General features: G+C 40.7%; 25 protein-coding genes and 2 pseudogenes. 17 read left to right on the top strand and 10 right to left on the bottom strand.

Going from position 1 to position 21,440, the window contains the following annotated elements:
• Positions 1 to 5: 5 nt before the first annotated feature.
• The 4 genes and pseudogenes from IQ230_RS04380 to IQ230_RS04375 all read right to left on the bottom strand — a co-directional run.
• Positions 6 to 251, bottom strand: a complete 246-nt coding sequence (locus tag IQ230_RS04380; RefSeq protein ID WP_193930850.1) for a hypothetical protein — start codon at positions 249 to 251, stop codon at positions 6 to 8.
• A gap of 129 nt (positions 252 to 380) precedes the next feature.
• Complete coding sequence (locus tag IQ230_RS27270) at positions 381 to 515, bottom strand: hypothetical protein (RefSeq protein WP_265576186.1); 135 nt, start codon at positions 513 to 515, stop codon at positions 381 to 383.
• Between the two features lie 50 nt (positions 516 to 565).
• Positions 566 to 727, bottom strand: a pseudogene (locus tag IQ230_RS26390) (ClpX C4-type zinc finger protein); the annotation flags it as partial.
• Between the two features lie 36 nt (positions 728 to 763).
• Positions 764 to 1,336 (bottom strand): annotated as a pseudogene (locus IQ230_RS04375) (RNA polymerase sigma factor); the annotation flags it as partial.
• 276 nt (positions 1,337 to 1,612) lie between these two features.
• Here IQ230_RS04375 and IQ230_RS04370 point away from each other — a divergent pair.
• From IQ230_RS04370 to IQ230_RS04360, 3 genes are all read left to right on the top strand, one after another.
• Positions 1,613 to 2,530: a helix-turn-helix domain-containing protein gene (locus IQ230_RS04370; RefSeq protein ID WP_193930848.1), complete on the top strand. Its 918-nt coding sequence runs from the start codon at positions 1,613 to 1,615 to the stop codon at positions 2,528 to 2,530.
• Positions 2,531 to 2,623: 93 nt separating this feature from the next.
• Complete coding sequence (locus IQ230_RS04365; RefSeq protein ID WP_228054576.1) at positions 2,624 to 3,334, top strand: dienelactone hydrolase family protein; 711 nt, start codon at positions 2,624 to 2,626, stop codon at positions 3,332 to 3,334.
• A gap of 264 nt (positions 3,335 to 3,598) precedes the next feature.
• On the top strand, positions 3,599 to 4,030 hold the full coding sequence (locus IQ230_RS04360) for a DUF29 domain-containing protein (protein ID WP_193930847.1): 432 nt from the start codon (positions 3,599 to 3,601) through the stop codon (positions 4,028 to 4,030).
• Between the two features lie 37 nt (positions 4,031 to 4,067).
• Here IQ230_RS04360 and IQ230_RS04355 read toward each other — a convergent pair whose 3' ends face one another.
• Entirely contained in the window at positions 4,068 to 5,006 is a 939-nt protein-coding gene (locus IQ230_RS04355; protein ID WP_193930846.1) for an AraC family transcriptional regulator, read from the bottom strand.
• A gap of 103 nt (positions 5,007 to 5,109) precedes the next feature.
• Here IQ230_RS04355 and IQ230_RS04350 point away from each other — a divergent pair, with 103 nt between their 5' ends.
• Complete coding sequence (locus IQ230_RS04350; RefSeq protein ID WP_193930845.1) at positions 5,110 to 5,991, top strand: NmrA family NAD(P)-binding protein; 882 nt, start codon at positions 5,110 to 5,112, stop codon at positions 5,989 to 5,991.
• A 213-nt stretch (positions 5,992 to 6,204) separates the two neighbouring features.
• Here IQ230_RS04350 and IQ230_RS04345 read toward each other — a convergent pair whose 3' ends face one another.
• A complete protein-coding gene (locus IQ230_RS04345) occupies positions 6,205 to 6,519 on the bottom strand; it encodes a hypothetical protein (protein ID WP_228054575.1) in 315 nt (104 codons plus the stop codon).
• Positions 6,520 to 6,613: 94 nt separating this feature from the next.
• On the opposite strand from IQ230_RS04345, the gene IQ230_RS04340 reads away from it, so the two are divergent.
• The 9 genes from IQ230_RS04340 to IQ230_RS27845 all read left to right on the top strand — a co-directional run bounded on the left by IQ230_RS04340 (position 6,614) and on the right by IQ230_RS27845 (position 15,773).
• On the top strand, positions 6,614 to 6,970 hold the full coding sequence (locus IQ230_RS04340) for a MerR family transcriptional regulator (RefSeq protein WP_193930843.1): 357 nt from the start codon (positions 6,614 to 6,616) through the stop codon (positions 6,968 to 6,970).
• Between the two features lie 545 nt (positions 6,971 to 7,515).
• Positions 7,516 to 8,427, top strand: coding sequence for an alpha/beta fold hydrolase (locus IQ230_RS04335; protein WP_193930842.1), 912 nt, complete (start codon positions 7,516 to 7,518; stop codon positions 8,425 to 8,427).
• Between the two features lie 114 nt (positions 8,428 to 8,541).
• Complete coding sequence (locus IQ230_RS04330; protein ID WP_228054574.1) at positions 8,542 to 10,215, top strand: alpha/beta hydrolase; 1,674 nt, start codon at positions 8,542 to 8,544, stop codon at positions 10,213 to 10,215.
• 571 nt (positions 10,216 to 10,786) lie between these two features.
• Positions 10,787 to 11,260: a tetratricopeptide repeat protein gene (locus tag IQ230_RS04325; protein ID WP_193930841.1), complete on the top strand. Its 474-nt coding sequence runs from the start codon at positions 10,787 to 10,789 to the stop codon at positions 11,258 to 11,260.
• A gap of 19 nt (positions 11,261 to 11,279) precedes the next feature.
• Positions 11,280 to 12,335: an ABC transporter substrate-binding protein gene (locus IQ230_RS04320; RefSeq protein WP_193930840.1), complete on the top strand. Its 1,056-nt coding sequence runs from the start codon at positions 11,280 to 11,282 to the stop codon at positions 12,333 to 12,335.
• A gap of 85 nt (positions 12,336 to 12,420) precedes the next feature.
• Positions 12,421 to 13,215: an ABC transporter ATP-binding protein gene (locus IQ230_RS04315; protein WP_193930839.1), complete on the top strand. Its 795-nt coding sequence runs from the start codon at positions 12,421 to 12,423 to the stop codon at positions 13,213 to 13,215.
• A complete protein-coding gene (locus IQ230_RS04310; protein WP_193930838.1) occupies positions 13,187 to 14,023 on the top strand; it encodes an ABC transporter permease in 837 nt (278 codons plus the stop codon). Before IQ230_RS04315 ends, IQ230_RS04310 begins: the two co-directional genes overlap by 29 nt.
• Before the next feature lie 41 nt (positions 14,024 to 14,064).
• Complete coding sequence (locus IQ230_RS04305) at positions 14,065 to 15,420, top strand: FAD-binding oxidoreductase (protein WP_193930837.1); 1,356 nt, start codon at positions 14,065 to 14,067, stop codon at positions 15,418 to 15,420.
• A gap of 8 nt (positions 15,421 to 15,428) precedes the next feature.
• Complete coding sequence (locus IQ230_RS27845; protein ID WP_193930836.1) at positions 15,429 to 15,773, top strand: Ycf66 family protein; 345 nt, start codon at positions 15,429 to 15,431, stop codon at positions 15,771 to 15,773.
• A gap of 203 nt (positions 15,774 to 15,976) precedes the next feature.
• Here IQ230_RS27845 and IQ230_RS04295 read toward each other — a convergent pair whose 3' ends face one another.
• The gene (locus tag IQ230_RS04295; protein ID WP_193930835.1) at positions 15,977 to 16,777 is read right to left on the bottom strand and encodes a class I SAM-dependent methyltransferase; all 801 of its coding nucleotides are present in this window, start codon (positions 16,775 to 16,777) and stop codon (positions 15,977 to 15,979) included.
• 123 nt (positions 16,778 to 16,900) lie between these two features.
• Here IQ230_RS04295 and IQ230_RS04290 point away from each other — a divergent pair, with 123 nt between their 5' ends.
• The 3 genes from IQ230_RS04290 to IQ230_RS04280 are packed head-to-tail and all read left to right on the top strand — an operon-like array spanning position 16,901 to position 18,790.
• Positions 16,901 to 17,422 (top strand): 2'-5' RNA ligase family protein, encoded by a 522-nt coding sequence (locus IQ230_RS04290; protein ID WP_193930834.1) that lies wholly within the window; start codon positions 16,901 to 16,903, stop codon positions 17,420 to 17,422.
• Positions 17,423 to 17,431: 9 nt separating this feature from the next.
• Complete coding sequence (locus IQ230_RS04285; RefSeq protein ID WP_228054573.1) at positions 17,432 to 18,259, top strand: creatininase family protein; 828 nt, start codon at positions 17,432 to 17,434, stop codon at positions 18,257 to 18,259.
• Positions 18,260 to 18,292: 33 nt separating this feature from the next.
• The gene (locus tag IQ230_RS04280) at positions 18,293 to 18,790 is read left to right on the top strand and encodes a 2TM domain-containing protein (protein ID WP_193930833.1); all 498 of its coding nucleotides are present in this window, start codon (positions 18,293 to 18,295) and stop codon (positions 18,788 to 18,790) included.
• Positions 18,791 to 18,797: 7 nt separating this feature from the next.
• On the opposite strand, the gene IQ230_RS04275 is transcribed toward IQ230_RS04280, so the two are convergent.
• The 3 genes from IQ230_RS04275 to IQ230_RS04265 all read right to left on the bottom strand — a co-directional run bounded on the left by IQ230_RS04275 (position 18,798) and on the right by IQ230_RS04265 (position 20,004).
• Entirely contained in the window at positions 18,798 to 19,115 is a 318-nt protein-coding gene (locus tag IQ230_RS04275; RefSeq protein WP_193930832.1) for a salt stress protein, Slr1339 family, read from the bottom strand.
• A gap of 5 nt (positions 19,116 to 19,120) precedes the next feature.
• Positions 19,121 to 19,726: a vWA domain-containing protein gene (locus IQ230_RS04270; protein WP_193930912.1), complete on the bottom strand. Its 606-nt coding sequence runs from the start codon at positions 19,724 to 19,726 to the stop codon at positions 19,121 to 19,123.
• Between the two features lie 128 nt (positions 19,727 to 19,854).
• Entirely contained in the window at positions 19,855 to 20,004 is a 150-nt protein-coding gene (locus IQ230_RS04265; protein WP_193930831.1) for a hypothetical protein, read from the bottom strand.
• A 309-nt stretch (positions 20,005 to 20,313) separates the two neighbouring features.
• Here IQ230_RS04265 and glsA point away from each other — a divergent pair, with 309 nt between their 5' ends.
• The gene (glsA, locus tag IQ230_RS04260) at positions 20,314 to 21,321 is read left to right on the top strand and encodes a glutaminase A (protein ID WP_193930830.1); all 1,008 of its coding nucleotides are present in this window, start codon (positions 20,314 to 20,316) and stop codon (positions 21,319 to 21,321) included.
• Positions 21,322 to 21,440 lie beyond the last annotated feature (119 nt).

Below are 21,440 nucleotides of genomic sequence, written 5' to 3'. Positions count from 1 at the left end.
AGTTTCTATTCCGTTCGCTGCACCGCACTGTTGGGTTGCTGGCGCTGGGCAATCTGAATTAACATTCTCAGTGCCTCATTCACTGCCATGTCATTAGGGAAAGCTTGAGCAACATCGGGATCTAAAAGTACTAAATTTGTTCCTGCAAGATATCGCTCCACATACTTGCCCTTAACACCTCCCTGCATTTGAGCAAAGTCATACTCAGGGCGTAATTCGTCTTCCATTTCGTTCTCAACTTCCTTGTTCATAAAATCTCCTCTCCTGTCTGGTCGCTTTTCGGGCACTGATATATAAACACTATGCTTTTCAAAGTTTAGTGCCGCTTTGTTTAGGTTCCATTCAAATTCCATATACGATATTTCATGCTTTTGATGCTGTCAAAATTGAGTTAGATGATCTGCAAACAAGCCGCATGAAGTCGATATGATGGCGATCGCTAGTGTTTCATGATGAAAGATTTGAGGATGGGCGATCGCTTCGTCAAGCCTCCTATCGAATTTTTGTGAATTCACTCACTCAACTTACCTGAATCTATTAATTGCTCAACTTGCTCCTGCGTTAATGGAGACGGAGGAATTTGCCTGCTGATAATTTGATTACAGATATCTACACACGCATCGCAGATAAATACGCCTGGACCTGCAATGAGTATCTCAACTTGTTCCTGGCTCTTGTGACAAAATGAACAGCAAAATTCGGTTTTGGTTTGACTAGAAGTGTTGATAGTCACTGTTTGAATTTCCTGGGGTGAATTGAGTTGAATTTGATCTTGAAGCAGTGATAACTGGTTTCTCAGCTGATGACGAGATTTGTGTAAACGCCCTTTGACTGCACTGACTGAAATATTTAAGCGATTGGCTACTTCTTGTAAGCTAAATTGCTCGTGATAAAACAGTAAAATTGCTGAGCGATTTTTGGGAGATAGAGTATTGATTGCATCTAACAACGCAGTGTGGAGTTCTTCTTGTTCTGCTAATAGCTGAGGATCGGGTGAACTCCTAACCGTAGATAGCGGTTCATCCACAAAATTTCCTATTATTGCCTCAAGGGAAAAACAGATTACCTGACGACGACGCAAATTGTTTCGGCAAATATTGAGTACAATGCCATATAGCCAACTTTTAAAGCGTGTTGGGTCATTAAGTTTCTCTAGTGAAAGATAGGCTTGCAACATTGCATCTTGTACAAGTTCTTGAGCCAAATCTCTATTACCGATCGCTCGCATAGCAAGGCGCTGTAACATTGGTTGATAACGTAACATCAGCTGACCAAATGCTGCTTTATTTCCCTGCCGCGACAGAAAAACTAGCTCCGGATCGCTTGGTTCGGACACACCTGCCTCGCTGAACAACTCTACTAAATTAATAGTGGTAAGGTGGATAGAAAAGGTTACTCTTGTCAAAAAGAGATTAAATCAGAATTGCAAACAAGTTGCTGCCAGCACAACAAAAGCCTACTTGTAGATGTCGAGATCAAGTTAGCGTAACTTTGCTCAGGGATGATATTTTGGATTTGGTGGGTACGATCGCGTTTTTCTCAGCACTTCTAGGCAATCGCATTTTTACTATCGCAAAGTCAAAATAGAACTTCCTATTAATTTGATCGCAAGATGGAATTGCCACAACCCGTCAGCATTATTGACTATCACCAAGTCAATGCGGCAAATGCACTATTACCCCAACCATCGATTCTCTCTAGCAGCGGTTGGAGTGATATTCACTTAGAGCTTTATCAGCAGCCAAAATTTGAGATTGCTGAGCATCAACACACGATGCACGTTATTGCTTGTGGACTTTCCTACCCATACGTAGAACAAAATATTTCCGGCTCATCAGGAGAGCGATGGTTAGATGGAAAGTTGAGCAAAGAGACACGAAATAGTGGAGACATTGCGATTATCCCTGCCAATATTCCCCACCGCTGTAATTGGAACACCTCAGTTCAGTTTATGGTTTTAGCCATTGAGCCTATACTGCTCAAAAACATCGGTCAAGATTGGGTAAACCCCGACGGGATTGAATTGATACCGCAGTTTATGAGTAAGCCAGACGCACTGATACACAGTATCTTTTTAACTTTAAAAGACGAATTAGAATCTGACAGAATTGGCGGACAGTTGCTAGTTGATAGTTTGAAAACAGTGTTGGCAATTCACCTATTACGAAATTATTGCGCGGCATCCCCCAGGCTTTCTAGCTACTCAGATGGATTATCGTCAGCCAAGCTAGCTCTCATAATAGACTATATCAACGAACATCTACATCAAGATTTAACACTTACAGAAATTGCGGCGATCGCTCAAATCAGTCCCTATCACTTTTTGCGGTTGTTCAAGCAAAGTATGGGCATAACACCCCACCAATACATCTTGCATAGCCGAATCAATAAAGCAAAATATCTATTGCAACACAGTAAATTGAGTATTGCAGAGATTGCTGTTAAGGTGGGCTTTTGCGATCAAAGTCATCTGACTCGATATTTTAAGCGTATGCTTGGCATGACACCGAAACAATTTTTGCAAGCTTGAACGCAAGAATATTCCAAAACTCCGCAACATTTTTCTAGAGACTTGACTTGCTAGCTTTTTAAGCTATCAGCAGTAGGTTCTTCTGAATAAATAATGATGCAAATTGAACAATCAGAAGTAGCGATCCTTAGGCCTGATGGACAGATGTCCGCCTTCTTGTGTACACCTGTTGAACCTGAGCGCATGCCCGCCGTTCTTCTCTTAATGGAAGCTTTCGGCTTAACACAGCATATTCGAGATGTAGCAATCCGCATTGCAAAAGAAGGATATGTCGTTCTTGTACCGGACTTATACTATCGCAAACCCAACAGCAAGTTTAATTACGATGAGGTAGAGCAGGCTATGGCGATGATGTGGCAACTCGACTTCGGTAAGCCGATGGAAGAAGATCTTCAAGCAGCATTAGGTTACTTAAGATCGCTAAGGAACGTGAATCCAAATAAGGTTGGTGTCACTGGTTTTTGTTTAGGTGGTGGGTTGACTTTTTTGACTGCTTGTAAGTTTTCGGCTGAAATTGCAGCAGCAGCGCCCTTCTACGGTATGGTTTTAGACGAGTGGATCGAGGCAGTAAAAAATATTACAGTACCTGTTTATTTGTTCTTTGGAGGTATTGATCCTTTTATTCCGTGCGATCGCATTTATCAGATCGAGTCGCGGTTTCAAGAACTTGGTAAAGAATACACGTTGAAAGTTTATCCTGATGCCGAGCATGGATTCTTCTGCCACGAACGTTCTTCTTACAATCAATTAGCAGCTGAAGATTCTTGGAACGAACTTAAGCATTTCTTTCGCAAACATCTGTAGGAGACAATTTAATAGAAGTGACTAGCAGCAGGTGATGGGTTATTTCGCTAGATTCTAGGTTATCGGGGCTTACGCCAAATTTTAGTTTAGCGTAGTAGGAAGTTTTAGGAGATTGCAATTGCGGGCGATCGCTTGATGCTGTTATTTCCTGATTTTTCAGGGTTTTGTAATGGAATAATCAATTGTTGGAGCCGCTCATGTAATCATTAATTAAGTCAAATAATCCCTAACAAGCTGTATTTCTAAATATGTAGAGAGCAAGTCATGAAGGCGACTTATGCAACAGACTTCAATTTGTGGATCGATCAAACAGCACAATTATTGCGAGAGCAACGTTGGCAGGAACTTGATCTAGAGCATTTAATTGAGGAGATTGAAGATTTGGGCAAAAGTGAACGGCGAGGAATTGCCAGTCAACTCACCCGTCTTTTACTACACTTGCTCAAGTGGCAATATCAGCCACAGCGACGCTCAGATAGTTTGCTTGATTCGATCGTTGATGCTCGTACTCAAATTGAATTAGCATTGGAAGATAGTCCTAGTTTAAAAGATTGTCCCGCACAGGTACTGGAAGCAAGTTATCAACGTGCGCGTCGTCAAGCAGCGAAACAAACAGGAATGCACCTATCAACGTTTCCAGAAGAATGCCCATATAGTTTGGAGTTAGTCTTAGATGAAAACTGGCTGCCGCTATAGGACAGGCAAGATGCCACATCTTAATATTGAATTAAACCTATTTAGTATAGTCTGAACAATGCGATCGCCTATACTTACCTGGAGATTGACCTATTGAGCGTTTGAATGCTGTACTAAATGCCGCTTCTGACTCATAACCAACGTATTCGGCAATTTTTGCTAGGTTGTCATGGCTATTTCGCAGAAATTGTATAGCTTTGCGCATCCGTACTTGGGTTAGGTATTGCAACGGTGGTTCTCCTACTAAAGTTTTAAATTGTTCAGCAAAAGCAGAACGCGACAGACAAACTTGTTCGGCTAATGTTGTAACTGTCCAAGATTTTTCAGGAGAGTGATGAATAATTGCGATCGCTTTACTAATATTCGGGTTTTTTAAAGCACGCAACCAGCAGCCATCACAGTCAGACAAATTAGTAATAAAAGCGCGTACTGCTTGAATAAATAAAATGTCGCAAAGCCGAGTTATTACAGTGTGCGATCCAGGACGAGTTGAGGTGCTTTCACAAGCTAAAAATTCTAGTGTTGCCTCTAACCATTCGACAGCGCGTCCTGCCTCACCTTTAATTAAAATCACTGGTGACAAGGCAGAAATGAGTGGATTATTCTCCCAATCTTCAAAGTAAAAGTAACCGCACACAATCGTTGTTGCTTTTCCACCGCCACCAAAGTAAAACACATTTTGATTATCAGAGGGACGACGTGCTAATACCTCTTCTAGTGCGATCGCCGGACTATTCAAGTTGTAGCACAAGCTATGTCCATGTCCTTGCGGCAAAACTACCAAATCTCCTGCATTGAGAGCTATCGGCTCTTGTAAACTATCGATATTGAGCCAGCAGTTTCCTTGAGTAACGATGTGAAAAGCTGCATGCTGCTGACGGTTGACTTGGATACCCCAAGGCGCTGATAACTCAGCGCGACCGAGGAAGCAACTGTGCAAAGGCATTGTTTGTAGAATTTCTGTAAGCGCATCCATATTGTGGACGATTAAACAAAAATATTGGACTTTTTATTATTGTCTATCCAAGTTAAGCAAGTTACAAATAGTCGTAGCTTAAATTTGATTCGAGTAAAAAGCTATGGCGATCGCAATTGTGACTCCTACAGGAAACGTCGGTCAGCAAATTACACAACTTCTTACAGCAGAAGCCGATCTCCTCATTTTGTTAGCTAGACATCCAGAGAAACTAAGTGATGCAATACGACAGCAAGCAAAAGTCTTTCAAGGTTCACTTACCGACACAGCTTTCGTTGTCGAAGCGACTCAAGCCGCAGAAGCCTTATTTTGGGTTTCACCAATCAACTTTAACGTAGCGGACACTAAAGTTTGGTATGCAGATCTCACTCGTGCTGTCACTACGGCTGTGCAAACTCATCATATTCCTTATGTCGTTAATCTTTCAAGTGTGGGAGCGCACCTTCCTACAGGTTTAGGACCAATTTCTCAACTGCATTCGATAGAGCAAAATCTCAATCAAGTCGCGACAAATATTATTCACCTGCGTCCTAACTTTTTTATGGAAAACTATTATTACCAACTAGAAGCATTACAAAACGCCAGTGTGTTCTTTCCCTTCTCCAGCAAACAACGAATGCCAATGGTTGCAACTCGTGATATCGCTGCGGTAGCTGCAAATCTTCTACTCAATCGCACTTGGCAGGGACATTCTACTTTAGGACTAAACGGTGTCGATATTAGCTTTGAGGAAGCAGCAGCAATCCTGAGTCAAGTACTAGGACAGTCTATTAAACACGTCCAAATTACCTTTGAGCAATTTCATGACGCAATGCTCAAGCAAGGCGCTAGTTTAGATGTTGCTACCCAATATACTCAAATGTGGAAAGGTCTAACTGCTCCTGATTTTACTCCAGTACCACCCACTTTAGATACACCAACCACTTTTGCTGAATTTACGAACGCTTCACTTAAACCACTGCTTAAGAGATCGAAAAGTGAATGAATTTGTTGTTAGCTAGCGTTCTTTGAGGTTGTCAGTGTGTTTGAAAGCACTCAGCAGGTTCATCTATCGTGAGAGTTCGAGATAGGCTGTGGTGTTTCAAGCAACTCAGGGAGGAATTCTCCAATGGAGATACGCCAAAGGTAGCAGCAGTGGTGAGGGCGATCGCTTACAGGTGTAACCTTGCACAAGAGCTATTAAAGGTTATCCATATTGCTAAGTTTCAAGCAACCATCGACTCAAAATATAGATGAATAGGATACAAACAATCAATCCTAGGGTTGAAGCTACATTGAAAGCCCCGTCGAGAAGTGTTGCTGTTATCGATAGTGAGAAAACTCCTGCTGTATATGAATAGCCGATTAGCATTCCTAAAGCTGCCATTTTGGCTCTAGGTATAAGGGCTGCTGCGATCAGAATAATTCCAAGCACAATGTCAGCAGGTCTAAATAGGTCTATATTTTGAGTTAACCCCAAAATAATAAACATAATGGTAATTGCCCCAACTAAAATCGCAAAAATACGAGACATGAGTAATTTTTTATATTTCATGCTTTCTCACTCCTTAGACTTTCTCCAGTACCAGTAAGCTAAACTATGGAGTAACTCTAAGGTCAAGAGAGCTATGCTGATTCACGAAGTAGCTAACCATTTCGGTATCACAACGGATACAGTGAGATATTATGAGAAGCAAGGATTGCTGACTGAAAAGCATGTCTGTCGGAGAACAAACGGCTATCGCGAGTATACTGAAGCATCTCTGGCACGCATCCGCCTAATCCGTCTTGGACAAATTGCTAACTTCAGTCTCGCAGAAATACGCTCTGGTATTGAATTATGGGAATCAGGACTCACTAAAGAAAAGAAAGCTGAAATTTGGCATAGCCAGCTAGAGCGCCTTGATAAACAGTTCGAGCTATTGCAAGAATCTCGGAGTTTTATTTTAAATAAGATTAAACAGTTACAGTTACAGAATAATTAATACTTTGTTTCAGCTAACACTGCGTCGAAGCGGAAGGACGAACGCTCTTTGTATTTTCATTATCTGTTTCCACTTGAGTTCACTGTTGCACAATATTACTTGTAACCATTGACAAAAATCTTATTGCAGTGTGGCGAAAGCAGGCTTGATTTTACATAATCATGGCTTTAGTCAAATGACATCTGTATTTTTTGACAAGTATTGCTATGGTTAATTCTGCTTGTGTTTGTTGTCAGTGGTTTATTAGCTGGATTAATTTTTGAAAGAGGATTTTTAGCCCGCTTGCGAAAACTAGCTATCAGAACTCAGTGACAAGTCAATGAAATCATCATTAGAAGATTGCACTATCTTTATAGCAAGAAGAAATTGAAATTCCTTATCCGATTAGAACGGTTTATACGTCGGACAAAGATAATACAGTGAAGCGATCGCTCTAAACACTAAAATTAATTTTAAAATTGACAACTCCTTAGCCAGAGTGCTTTTTCCCTACAAAAATGTTATGTAATAAAAAGGTAATCTTTTACAAATTTTAATAAAGACCTGTGACTACCCAGCAAATACCATACACCAGCAGCCTTGAAAAGTACATTTGGAACTGGAAAGGATACAGCATTCAGTACACTGTTAAAGGAGAAGGACGCCCTTTAGTCTTAGTTCATGGATTTGGTGCTTGTATCGGACACTGGCGGAAAAATATACCTGTATTAGCCGATGCGGGTTATCGAGTGTTTGCCTTAGACTTACTCGGTTTTGGTGGTTCGAGTAAACCGCCGCTGAATTATACCTTGGATGTATGGGAACTCCTGCTGAAGGATTTTTGGGAAGAACATATCCAAGAACCAGCAATATTTATTGGTAACTCAATTGGAGCGCTACTGAGTTTAATGGTAGTCGCAAATCATCCAGAAATTGCCGCAGGTGGAGTTTTGATTAACAGTGCAGGTGGTTTGAGTCATCGTCCTAATGAACTTAATCCACCATTGCGAATCTTTATGGCGGGGTTTAATCGTCTTGTGCGTTCGAGAATTACAGGAAGAACTATTTTTAACCGAATTCGCCAAAAATCACAAATTCGGCGTACGTTGCTGCAAGTATATCGTAATCGCGAAGCTGTAACAGATGAACTAGTAGATATGCTGTATGAGCCAGCGTGCGATCCTGACGCACAGCAAGTTTTCGCTTCAATTATCACTGCACCTCCAGGTCCAAGTCCAGCCGAGTTATTGCCAGTGAAACAACCTCTATTAGTAGTATGGGGTGCAGACGATCCTTGGACACCGATTAGTGGTGCAAAACTCTATGAACAGATGCGCGATCGCGGCGAACCTGTTGAAGTTGTTCCTATTCCTAACGCAGGTCATTGTCCGCACGATGAAGTCCCCGATCGAGTTAATTCTGCGATCGTTCAGTGGTTAGATAAATTACCACTTCGCGAAATGATGAGTCTTGAGTGAACAAAATTCAAAGTTGCTAACTTATAAGTAATAACTGCGTGTGGGTGAGCAGAAGAAAAGGTACTTGTAGTTCTCGTTTGGTGAATCAACATAAATCTTCTGGAATGGGTAGCTTTGATATCTAAACCTGGCAGACAAAACTCCTATGCGTACAAGCGCTTGTTGTGGCGAATTGGGTTAGTCGCAGCTTCCTTGGGGTGTTGTTTTATCCCTACTGTAGGAATAATGCGTCAAGCCTTGACAGCAGAACGAATTTATGCGTCTTATTCAGTTGTTGAGCGCTCGATTTCGGTAGCGGCGCTGGAAAAGTATGCGCGAGAAGGTATTCTGGATGAAGAACTTGCAGTTTATGCTCAATACATCAGTCCACAACAGTTAGAACAATTACGACGGGTTCTGCTGACGCAAATTGATTTAACTCCGGTAGCAGTTGCACAGTTTCTCTACACACCGCAGGGAATCATTTTATTAAAACGCTTGGGACAAATTGTCCAAACTGAAGCGCGTCAGCCAGGCTTTTATGCAATTCGCTCTGCGTTGATTTTAGCCGCAGCGACTCCTGAGGGTCTAACTCCACTCAATGTATTACGTCAGTTTCCGACACGCAGTATTCGCATTGATTTAGCACGTAGTTTACGCATTGCGGAACAGTTAGAAAGATTAGTGAATCAAACTGGACAAGCGATCGCTCTTGTGCAACAGGATGCAGTCAATGCTGCGAATACGCAACCACCAATTGATTTTGGGGTACCTGATTTGCGCGAACGAGGTCCATTTAGTTGGAATCAGCAAACACTTACGTTATTCGATCCAAGACGCGATCGCCAATTTTTAGCAGATATCTATCTTCCGCTGAATTTAGAAAAACCAGCACCAGTTATTGTCATTTCTCACGGCTTAGGATCGGATCGGACAAGTTTTATTTATTTAGCAACTCAACTAGCATCCTACGGCTTTGCGGTTGCGGTTCCCGAACATCCTGGAAGCAATGCAGAACAGTTGCGATCGCTTTTATCGGGAGTAGCTGCGGAAGTAGCACAACCAAATGAATTTATTAACCGTCCACTAGATGTCAGGTATCTACTCAATGAGTTAGAACGTTTGCGCATATCTGACCCGAGATTTAGAAACATTAATATCCAACAAGTTGGAGTTATTGGTCAATCTTTTGGTGGTTATACCGCATTAGCCCTCGCAGGCGCACAATTAAACTTTAAACAACTGCAACAAGACTGTAATACATTGCAAGATTCTACTTTGTGGAATGTCTCATTATTACTGCAATGTCGCGCGTTGGAGTTGCCAGCGACTGACTATGCCTTACGCGATCCACGCATAAAAGCAGCGATCGCAGTCAACCCAATTACTAGTAGTGTTTTTGGCGAAGCTAGTATTAGGCAAATTGCTGTACCTGTGATGATTGTCAGCGGTAGTGCTGACACTATTGCCCCCACGTTAGCTGAACAAATTCGTCCATTTAGTTGGCTGACGACTCCAGATAAGTATCTAGCTGTAATTGTAGGTGCTACGCACTTCTCAACAATTGGTGAAGCTGCGCCTGGTTCAGAACCTATAACTGTACCACCACAAGTGATTGGTCCTACTCCAGAAGTTGCACGGTCGTATATAAGTGCTTTGAGCGTACCATTTTTTCAGACATACATTAATAATTCACCGCAATATCGCTCTTACCTCAGTTCGGCATATACTCAAGCAGTGAGTGAAACTTCATTACCATTGAGTTTAGTGCGATCGTCAAGTAATGAGCTAGAGCAATTTCTTCGCTAATATTGCTGCGGCTAGACGTCAAAAACAATAATGGCTATTAACCTGATAATTAGTTGTCACGCGATCGCGCAATTCTATTGATATGAATAATATATTAGTAGCTATTCTTGTCTTGGTGCTGCTTATCACTCTATTTTCGCCATTTTCTGCCTTGGCTTTATTAATGATTTTTCTTTTAGTTTCAGCTTTTGTGGGCATTATCTGGACTATGTTAAGAACGCTTATTTTTGGTGAGTCTAGTAAAAGAAGTTGATGTATTTTTTTTGAACAACTTAATAAACCTGACTAAGTATAGAAGTTACAGAGAATAGTTATAGAGAGTACCTACGTTACGTTATCCTTTTCCTAAAAAATGGTATATTGAAATACAACAAGGATATATTTATTTGCTTAAGTTTTATATGGTTAGTTATAAAATTACAAGCAAGATCGAGTTAGTTTTCTTAAGATTCATTGCAACGGTAAGAAGAAATAAATTAACTTGGTTTTAAGATAACTGTGGTTGCTAATACAGCTACAGAATGGATTAGTATAGCATACTTAGACAACTCAATAAGTTAAATCAGAAATCATGGATGAAGCATCTATTATTAATCCACTGCTGGAAGCTTTGAAAAGTCCTGATGAGAAGATACGAAATTGGGCAACTCAAGAGTTATGGAAGCATTGGTTTGGACAAAAAGGCGTTTATGGATTGCAGCTATTACAGCAAAGTCAAGCGTTAGTTGAAGCAGGTAAAATAGAACAAGCCGAAGCGCTATTGACAGAAGTGATTGAAGCTCAACCTGATTTTGCTGAAGCGTGGAACCGACGTGCTGTTTTGTATTACATGAATGGTCAATACCAAAGAGCGTTAACAGATTGTGAAAGGGTAGTTAAGCTTAGTCCGATTCATTTCGGTGCGCTTCATGGTATGGGCTTATGTTATGTCGCTTTGGGAAATTATAGTGCTGCGATTCAAGCTTTGCGTCGTGCTTTAGAAATTCAGCCGTACGCAGTAGAAAATCAAAGGTTAATTCTAGAATGTAGTGCACAGTTAAGCTAACAAAGGAGATGATTTATTAATGAATCATGCTATTCATAGTGTAAATCGTCGTAGATTTATTCAATATGGTTCATTGTTTATTGGTAGTGGTGTAGTTGCAGCTTGTACGAATAATCAGCCACAAGCTAATACTTCTCAATCAACAAATAATCTCGATCAAGTCACTTTTGGGACAAACTGGTTAGCACAGGCAGAACACGGAGGATTTTATCAAGCGATCGCTACAGGCATCTACAAAGAACACGGCTTAGATGTCACAATTCAAATGGGTGGACCGCAAGTACCAACTGGTACTCAGTTATTAATGGGAAATGCGGTAGATTTTTTTATGGGGTACGGCGTCGATGCAGTTAATGCCGTTGCTGAAGGAATACCTAAAATTACTGTGGCAGCAATTTTCCAAAAAGATCCCCAGTGTTTGCTCGCTCATCCTAACACAGGCGTTGAATCAATAGAAGATCTTAGAGGCAGACCAATTTATATATCTTCTTCTGCTAATGTGACATACTGGCCTTTATTAGCAGCAAAATTTGGTTTTACAGACGATCAAAAGCGCCCTTATAACTTTAATCCTGGTCCATTTCTTGCAGATAAACAATCAGCACAACAAGGATATATTACATCTGAACCGTTTGCGATAGAAAGACAAGGTGGATTTACACCTATTATATTTTTATTAGCAGATTATGGCTACATACCTTATTCAACAACAATTGAGACAAAACGTGAATTAGTAGAAAATAATCCGGATTTAGTCCAAAGATTTGTTGATGCATCAATTAAAGGTTGGTATAGCTATTTAGAAAACCCAGCACCTGGAAATGAATTGATCAAACAAGCAAATCCAGAAATGACGGACGAGCAAATTGCCTACGGAATTGAAAAGCTTCAAGAGTACGGCATTATTGCTTCCGGTGAAGTTGAACAACTCGGAATTGGTGCCATGACCGAGGAACGATGGCAATCTTTTTATGAAAGTATGACACAGGCAGGAATTTTTCAACCTAACACCGATTACAAACAAGCATTCACCTTGCAATTTGTTAATAGAGGTGCGCAGGCATATCGTAACTAGACATAAAAACATTTTTGTATTCCTGCTTACGGTAGAGTTACGCTAGATAGAATATGTTTGGTAATTATTCATCAGTCTATAGCAAATGATTCCCGCAATTGAGCTGAATCATGTCAGTAAGGTTTATAGTAACGGTACTGTGGCTTTGCACAACATGAACCTGGCAATTCAGGATGCAGAATTTGTGAGTTTAGTCGGTCCTTCCGGTTGTGGTAAAAGTACAGTATTGCGGATTATTGCCGGATTAGGACAAATGAATTCTGGCAGTATTGATTGGGGTGTCTGCGATCGCAAACTGGCTTTTGTTTTTCAAGAAGCAGCATTAATGCCGTGGGCAACTGTTCAAGACAATGTGCATTTGCCGCTAAAATTAGCTGGGACATCTAAAAAGTATGCAGACGTCTTAGTACAACAAGCGATTCAACGTGTAGGTTTGAGTGGGTTTGAACGCAGCTATCCTCGCGAGTTGTCTGGTGGCATGAAAATGCGAGTATCGATCGCCCGCGCCTTGGTAACAAAACCAAACGTATTGTTAATGGATGAACCTTTTGGGGCACTAGATGAAATTACCCGCAGCAAGCTGAATCGTGATGTCCTTGATTTGTGGAGTCAGCACCGTTGGACAGTAGTTTTTGTGACGCACAATATCTATGAAGCAGTCTATCTTTCCAATCGTGTCATTGTTATGGCAGCGCGTCCAGGGCGTGTAGTTGCAGATATTGCAATTGATGCACCGTATCCCCGCAATGAAGAATTTCGCACATCCTTGCTGTATAACGAATACTGCCGTGAAGTCTCGCAATGTTTGATGGCAACAATGAACGAACAACCATTACTCCATATAGTAGGCAATGACTATTCTCCGTCGCCGCAAATCTAGTCAAGTGAGTAATGACACCACTCAGCGTGTATCTATTGACATTGTTGCACCAATCATTGTAGGAATTCTAGTCTTGGTGGCGTGGGAAGTTTTTGTACGCATGACAAACTTACCACCGTATTTGCTTCCTGGACCTCTATTAGTATTGCAAACATTAATCACAGATTGGAATGAACTGTTTGCTTCGTTGTTAGTTACATTTCAAATTACTGTCGTTGCTTTTGTTGCAGCAGCAGTTTCAGGATTGCTGATTTCAATTTTGTTTACGCAGAGTAAGTGGATTGAAAAAAGCTTATTTCCCTATGCGGTGATTTTACAAACAACTCCAATAGTAGCGATCGCACCTTTAATTATTATTTGGCTAAAAAACAACACATTTGCGGCGTTGGTTGTTTGTGCTTGGATTGTGGCGTTTTTCCCGATTGTTTCTAACACAACACTGGGGTTGAATAGTGTCGATCGTAATTTAGTGAATTTGTTTCAACTGTATAAAGCTTCGCGGTGGCAAACATTGGTGCATTTACGTTTGCCGAGTGCCATGCCGTATTTTTTAGGTGGATTGCGTATTAGTGGCGGTTTGGCGTTGATTGGTGCGGTTGTGGCGGAGTTTGTCGCGGGAACAGGTGGGGCGCGATCGGGGATTGCTTATCGAATTTTGATATCGAGTTACAATTTGCAGATTCCACGTATGTTTGCGGCGTTGTTGTTAACGACGGGATTGGGGGTAGTTATTTTTGTGGGATTGACGGTGTTGTCTGACTGGATATTGGGGAAATGGCATGAAAGTGCGGTCAAGCATGAGAATTAGGAAGGAAACGAACCACAGAGGATGCAAAGAGGTAATTAGAGATGACAACTACGCCAATTAAATCTGTTGATTGGGAGGTTTTTGTCGCTGCGTTAGTGGGGGTTGAGGTGATTGTAGATGCGGCGCAGGTGGCGAAGTTATCGCAGGATTATCATACTTTTAGTCCGATTTTGCAACGTCAGTTGGCAGGGAAGGTTGGTGATATTGTTGTGCGCCCTGCTACGGAGGCAGAAGTTTTGCAGGTGGCGGCGGTGTGTGCCAAGTATCGTGTTCCTGTAACAGTACGAGGTGCGGGTACAGGAAATTATGGGCAATGCGTACCATTGCATGGTGGTGTGATTTTGGATATGTCGCGGATGCAAAGAATTCCGTGGATTGAGGCTGGTATAGCACGCTTAGAAGCTGGGGTAAAGTTGGCGACTTTGGATAAAAAGGCGCGGGTAAGTGGTTGGGAAATTCGCATGGCACCTTCTACATATCGCACTGCAACCATTGGAGGATTTATTGCAGGTGGTAGTGGAGGAATTGGTTCAATTACATATGGACAATTGCGCGATCGCGGTAATCTTTTGGCATTGAAAGTTGTGACAATAGAAGATGAACCTCGTGTCATTGAGTTACGAGGTGATGATGTGCAAAAGGTCAATCATGCTTGGGGTGTGAATGGTATTATCATTGAATTAGAAATTCCACTTGCACCTGCTTATCCTTGGGTTGAAATAATTGTCACGTTTGATGATTTCATGACAGCCGCCCGTTTTGGGCAAGCGTTGGGCAATGCGGATGGTATGGTTAAGAAATTAATTACAGTTTTTGCATCGCCAATTCCCAGTTACTTTACAGCATTGCGTCAATACATTCCTGATAAGACTCATGCAGCTTTTTTAATAGTGGCAGAATCTTGTTTGGAATTACTGCCAGGATTGATTCAAGAGTATAACGGGAAGCTAACTTATCAAAAGTCTGCGCAGGATGTTGGTAAAGGCGTGAATTTAGGGGAATTTACTTGGAATCACACAACTCTACACACCCGTAGTGTTGATCCGTCAATTACTTATTTACAAAGTTTGTTTCCTACCGATAAATCACTACAAACCGTCGAGCATATGTTTCATCATTTTGGTGATGAAGTGATGATGCATTTAGAATTTATTCGAGTGAATGGTACAGTCATTCCTGCAGCGTTGCAACTTGTACGCTATACAACAGAAGAACGTTTGAATGAGATTATGCGCTATCACGAAGCTAACGGCGTATTTATTGCCAATCCTCATACATACATAATTGAAGATGGCGGACGTAAACAAATGGACCCCGAACAGCTAAAGTTTAAACAAATGGTCGATCCTTATGGATTGATGAATCCTGGTAAGATCAGGGCGTTGATGACTCAATAAGTCAGATTATGGTTACGTTGAGTTCTATTCCGCTAGCAGCAGTTATAGGAATTGCATATATTCTGTTCGGTTTTCTTTATGTTCCCATATTAATAGCTCAACTTATTACTGTTATTCGTAACTCGCAAACCACCGTAATAGAAATTGCTTTTCGCTTAACTCAGTTTTTTGTAGCTCCTGTTATTCTATTACTTTCAGGAGGGATTTTAATTTTTCAAGGATGGAGACTAGATCCTATGCTTGTATTTCAACAAATTTTGCTTTTATACTTAATGGCATTTCTAGTTGTTAGAGATATACAAAGGCTCCAGACTAAATCTAAAGTTAGAACAATTAGATTGAAGACTAAATAGCTGTCTATAGCGTTGCTATTTGATGTGCAAACAGTTTTTCAAAGCTGTCAAGAGATAATTATTAATAGCCTTTAACTATTGATAGCCTTAGCGCGAAATTTCTAAAACCGAGTTGCTCCTTTGAGTTTTAAGGTAGAACTGACATGATTACTGCAATTGAACTACCGATAGAGAAAATTGCTGATTGCGATCGCACCTTTACTCTAACCTGAAATCCTATAAGCCCAAATCTCAAACTTGGCTGGAGAAGAAAGGATCTTTTGTAGCGAACCATAATGCTGTATACAAAATGCTTCAAACTCATTCATTACCTCAGGAAAAATCTCTTCTGAGGCTAGCCAGCATAAGCCGTATGCTCGTGATTTAAAGTAGCCTAATAACTCCTCAACTGTATTAGTAACTTCCCATTCTTTAGCAATAAAATACTTTGACATATAACCTTTAGTGTTAAGATATCCCTCTATATCTACTTTTTCAATCGCTGTATTTACACTTTTTAAGTCTTGCTTTGGATTTTCATACTTAGATAAAATTGATAGATAGTAACCTTCAAACTCTCTGGGAGCAGGTGGAGTAATCCATTGACAATTGAGATAGAATCCTTCCGGTTTAAGCACGCGCGTAATATCATCTAAAAATGCTTTCCAGTTAGCAACAGTATGAATCATGTGAACAGTTAACACAACATCAAAACTGTTATCGGGAAAAAGTAACTGTGAAGCATCAGCGTGAATCAAATTCAAATTAGTAGGGATTTCATTGAGTTTTTGCCGAAATTGAGCAAGCATTGCTTCAGAACTATCAATTCCTGTCACTGAGTAGCCTCGTTTAACCAGAGGAAGAACGTTTAAACCTGTACCTACACCAGGTTCTAGAAACGAGGTTTCAAAAGTTGCACCAGTGAGATTAATGATAAAATCTACAACTTCTTCTGCTACTGATGGTGTCAACCAACGTGTTTGATCGTAGATTTGTGCAATATTGTCGTAATATGTACGTTTCATAGCTTTATAAGTATGGAACCATATTAATAAATTACGTATTCAGATTAGGTAATATTTTGAATGTTGCTAATTACCAGCTTTTGATTTACGTTGAGTTTCACCCATATTACTGATAAAAAATAAATGTCACCATCACCACTTATTTTGACACTCAAACTCGATCGCATAACTTTTGATTTTTTCAATGAATTGCGTCAACAGCACTTTCCACCGGAAAGAAACTTTCTTCCCGCACATATTACTCTTTTTCATGCACTCCCAGGCGAAGAAGAACTATCAATTCAGCAAACTTTACAAAACATCTGTGCGCATACTCCAGTCTTACCACTACTGTTTCCCAAACCACGCATTCTTGGTAAAGGTGTTGCGATTGAAGTGAACTGTTCTGAGTTGATTCAACTACGACAACAGCTAGCAACAACTTGGCATATGTGGTTAAGTAAGCAGGATCAACAGCGATATCAACCGCATATTACAATTCAAAATAAAGTGACATCAGATGAAGCGCGTCAGCTTTATCACGAGTTTGTCAGTGATTGGAATTCTCTTAACGGATATGGAGAAGGATTGCTACTCTGGTATTACAAGGGAGGATCTTGGGAGTTGGCAGGTGAGTTTAACTTTGAAAGCAGTGCGATCGCATAAATTGTAGAGATGATGCATAGTTTCATTCCACCACAACGATTTTTCCCTTATCTGACTTGGACTGACATTCAAGCAATGCCCAATAAAGAGAATACCGTCTTAATTCAACCTGTTGGTGCAATTGAACAACATGGTCCACACTTACCATTAATTGTCGATGCTGCAATTGGTGTTGCAGTTTTGGGAAAAGCATTAGAAAAACTTGATGCAAGTATCCCAGCATATGCTTTAGCACCTTTATATTATGGTAAATCGAACGAACACTGGCATTTTCCAGGAACGATCGCTCTCAGTGCCCAAACGCTCATATCAACATTAATTGAAATTGCTGAAAGTGTCTATCGTGCAGGATTTCGCAAACTTGTATTAATGAACTCTCACGGCGGACAACCACAGGTTGTGGAAATTGTCGCCCGCGATTTGCACGTTAAGTATGAAGATTTTTTGGTTTTTCCGCTGTTTACCTGGCGCGTTCCGCATACTGTTAACGAATTACTTTCACCTAAAGAACAACAGCTAGGAATCCATGCAGGAGATGCTGAGACAAGTTTAATGTTGTCGATTTTACCTGAACAGGTAAAAATGCAAGCCGCGATCGCAGAATATCCACCATTACTAGAAGATAGTTTACTCTCAATGGAAGGCAAGTTACCTTTCGCTTGGACAACCCGCGATTTGAGTTGTAGTGGTGTGTTAGGAGATCCCACAGTTGCAACCAAGGAAAAAGGCGATCGCATTCTAGAATCTGTTTCTGATGGTTGGGTAAAAGCGATCGCAGACATCTACAAGTTTCGTCAGCCGCAAGCTTGGCATAATAGAAACAGTACCCTCGATTAGGGTTTATTATCCCAAACTATAAAAATATCAAAAATGAAAACATCAGATAGCAAAATTACTCGCTTATATCATCAGGAAGATATTCAACAAATTTTGCAAATTGCGATTTCTTGTCAAGCGCATGAAGGCGAATTTACGCGCGAACAGTTATTAGAAATTGCATCTGAATTGGAAATTACACCAGAATGTCTCCAAGCTGCTGAAAAAGAATGGCTATTGCAACAAGCTGATGTGCAAAAGCGACAAGCTTTCGATATGCATCGTCGTCGTAATTTACAAAAAAGCTTTGGGAATTATGCCATTGTCAACTCTTTTTTCTTGATGCTGAACTTCATCAGTGCAGGTGAGCTTTCTTGGTCATTATACATCGCTTTGTTTTGGGGTTTAGGGCTTGGGCTAAGTGCTTGGAATACATTCCAAACCAAAGGTGAAGAATACGAGAATGCTTATCGGAGGTGGTATCGCAAGCGCCAGCTAAAACAATCTGTGAATTCTTTAGTTGATCGCTGTCTGAAAGCTTGGCAAACATAAGACAGATTTAAGAGTTACCGCATAGCGATCGCAAGTAATCAACTGCGGCTGCAACCTTGGAAGGATACTTAGCAGCAAATTCCTCAAACCACAATCCTTCACTCGACATGGGATCTAAGGTTTTTAACCATGCGATCGCCCGTCTATTTTTCTCTTTAGCTTTCTGCTGTTCTAGTTCGCGTTCTTTTTGTGTATAATCAGCTTTGACTTCGCTTAAAAGTAGCTCGATATCTGAAGCAAATTTAGTAGCTTTGTTTGCTGGAGGCGGTATTTTCTGCTGGGGCTTAGCATCAATTTTAGCGAGTAGCTTATCGATTTCGTCCATTGTCATTAATCGTGAATTGCATTGAGTAAGACTTCTGATAAACTCATATCCTCTAAATCATCAAGTGTCACTGTGTCGCAAATATCAAACTTTGCCCCAACTCCTTGTAGTTGATCGTCAATTGCTTTGAGAAATTTCGTTGCTTGCGGATCTGAACCTACTTGAATAAACGAAATTGCTAACTCTTCATCGCGTTCCATTTGTTGAGTTGCGTTGATGATGACTTCAAATACAGCACGGCGATCGTCGGGTTCGCCATCAGTAACAACTAAAATCGTTTCACCTTGAGGTTTAGTTTTGCCAGCAGCTTTGCGTTGAAAGTAGTTTTTTATGGCATCTTGTAAGACAATAGCTAAATTAGTTGTTCCTACAGGATCGTTTTCTTGAAAGACTTGGGCAACTTTACTTGAAGTTACATCATCGTAGCGTTTAAACCTGCCAGAAAAGACGTAAACTGTAATGCCATCAGGATCTAACTGTTCGCATTTTCGCGCTAGGGCTAAAGTAGATTCCTGGGCAATTTCCCATCTACTTTTACCACCTGTTTGATCTGGTGTGGACATACTACCACTTTTATCAACGATCAAGGTGTAGTCACGGTCTTGCACGATCTTGATGCCTCCAAGTTAGAATTTGGTCTAGTCTAACCTCGATGCGATCGCACGTCAGCTACTAAAGCCGTTTTTTAGAAAAATTTTGCAGTAGTTTAAAATACTCTTTGTTTCAGAGTTTTAAGGATCTAGTCAGGAAACTGAGATTTGTGCGATCGCATTACCTCCACACTACAAGGATGGATTCTTAGTAGTGACCCAACCTCATTAGATAATAGACCTCCTGCGTGAATGCGCTTGCGAATAAATTCGCTAGCTAAATAAACAAAGTCCACCACCGTGGACTTACCTATAAAAATCTTGTTTTAGTGTACGAAGGTACACTTTGCTTGGATAGCCCTGACTTTAGTCGGAGGGCATCTGTGATTCATGCAGGAGGTCTAATAATCTGTACAATCGCTATACTTCTGGTGCAGCAACGCTATTTGTAGATACTAATATTACGCAAACGATTAGCTAGCAAGTTTCTCAAAATCTGAATTTATCGTTAGTCCACGCCGGTGGACTTTTTTATTTAGCTGTGACTTCAATCACTAAGCTCATATTGTGTTAGCAATCAAAGAGAAGTATTTGATTAATTTAACTTTATGTCAGACGAGCTAGAATGCGATCGCTCTTCCTCTTACTCACACTCTTTTCAACAATACCTTGAAGACCTGTACCTCAAATACAAACATCTGCGTGAGGGTGCACTCGCCAGTTACATCCCAGAACTAGCCAAAGTAGATCCTGATTTGTTCAGCATTTGTGTTATCACCGTTGATGGTCAAGTTTATCAAGTCGGAGACTACAATCAGCTATTTACAATTCAATCAATTTCTAAAGTCTTTGTCTATGGTATGGCGCTAGAAGAACACGGACGCGATTATGTTTTAACTAAAGTCGGTGTGGAACCTACCGGAGAAGCATTTAATTCGATTATTCTCGATGAACGCTCGAAACGACCATATAACCCAATGGTGAATGCTGGTGCGATCGCAACAACCAGTCTAATTAAAGGTTCAGGACCAACAGAACGCCTCAATCGCATGCTGGATATGTTTCAGCGCTACATCGGTCATGAAATCTTTGTCGACATCTCAGTTTTTATGTCGGAACGTACCACCGGACACCGTAACCGAGGAATGGCACACTTGATGCTTAATTTTGGCATGATTGACGAACGTATCGATGAAGCACTCGATCTTTATTTTCAGCAGTGTTCATTTATGGTAAATTGCCACGACTTAGCACTCATGGCCGCAACAATTGCAAATAATGGTGTGAATCCGATAACTGGAGAACGGGCAGTTGATGCACAATATGTCAGAGATATGTTGAGTGTGATGTATACCTGTGGGATGTACAATTTTGCTGGTGAATGGGTGTATAAAGTTGGTCTACCAGCAAAAAGTGGCGTCAGTGGAGGAATTATTGTTATCGTACCTAACCAGATTGGCATTGCTGTATTTTCGCCGTTGTTAGATACTAACGGTAACAGTATTCGAGCAATCAAGGTTTGCGAAGATATTTCTCAAGAGTTTGGCTTACATTTGTTTGATTCTTCGCGGGGCTGTACTAAATTTCTTGAAATTATTGCGCAGGGCGTGAAGTAAGACTATCGCCCTCTTCAAACTGTTTGCATTATTTTAGTTGACTAACTATCAGAAGACACTGCAACTTTTCCACAAAGAATACTAACTTTTTATGACATAAATATTGACAAAATGCAGTT

The sequence above is a fragment of the Gloeocapsopsis crepidinum LEGE 06123 genome, from assembly GCF_015207655.1.
GTDB lineage: Bacteria > Cyanobacteriota > Cyanobacteriia > Cyanobacteriales > Chroococcidiopsidaceae > Gloeocapsopsis > Gloeocapsopsis crepidinum.
This window is presented reverse-complemented; position numbering and strand designations above follow the sequence as displayed.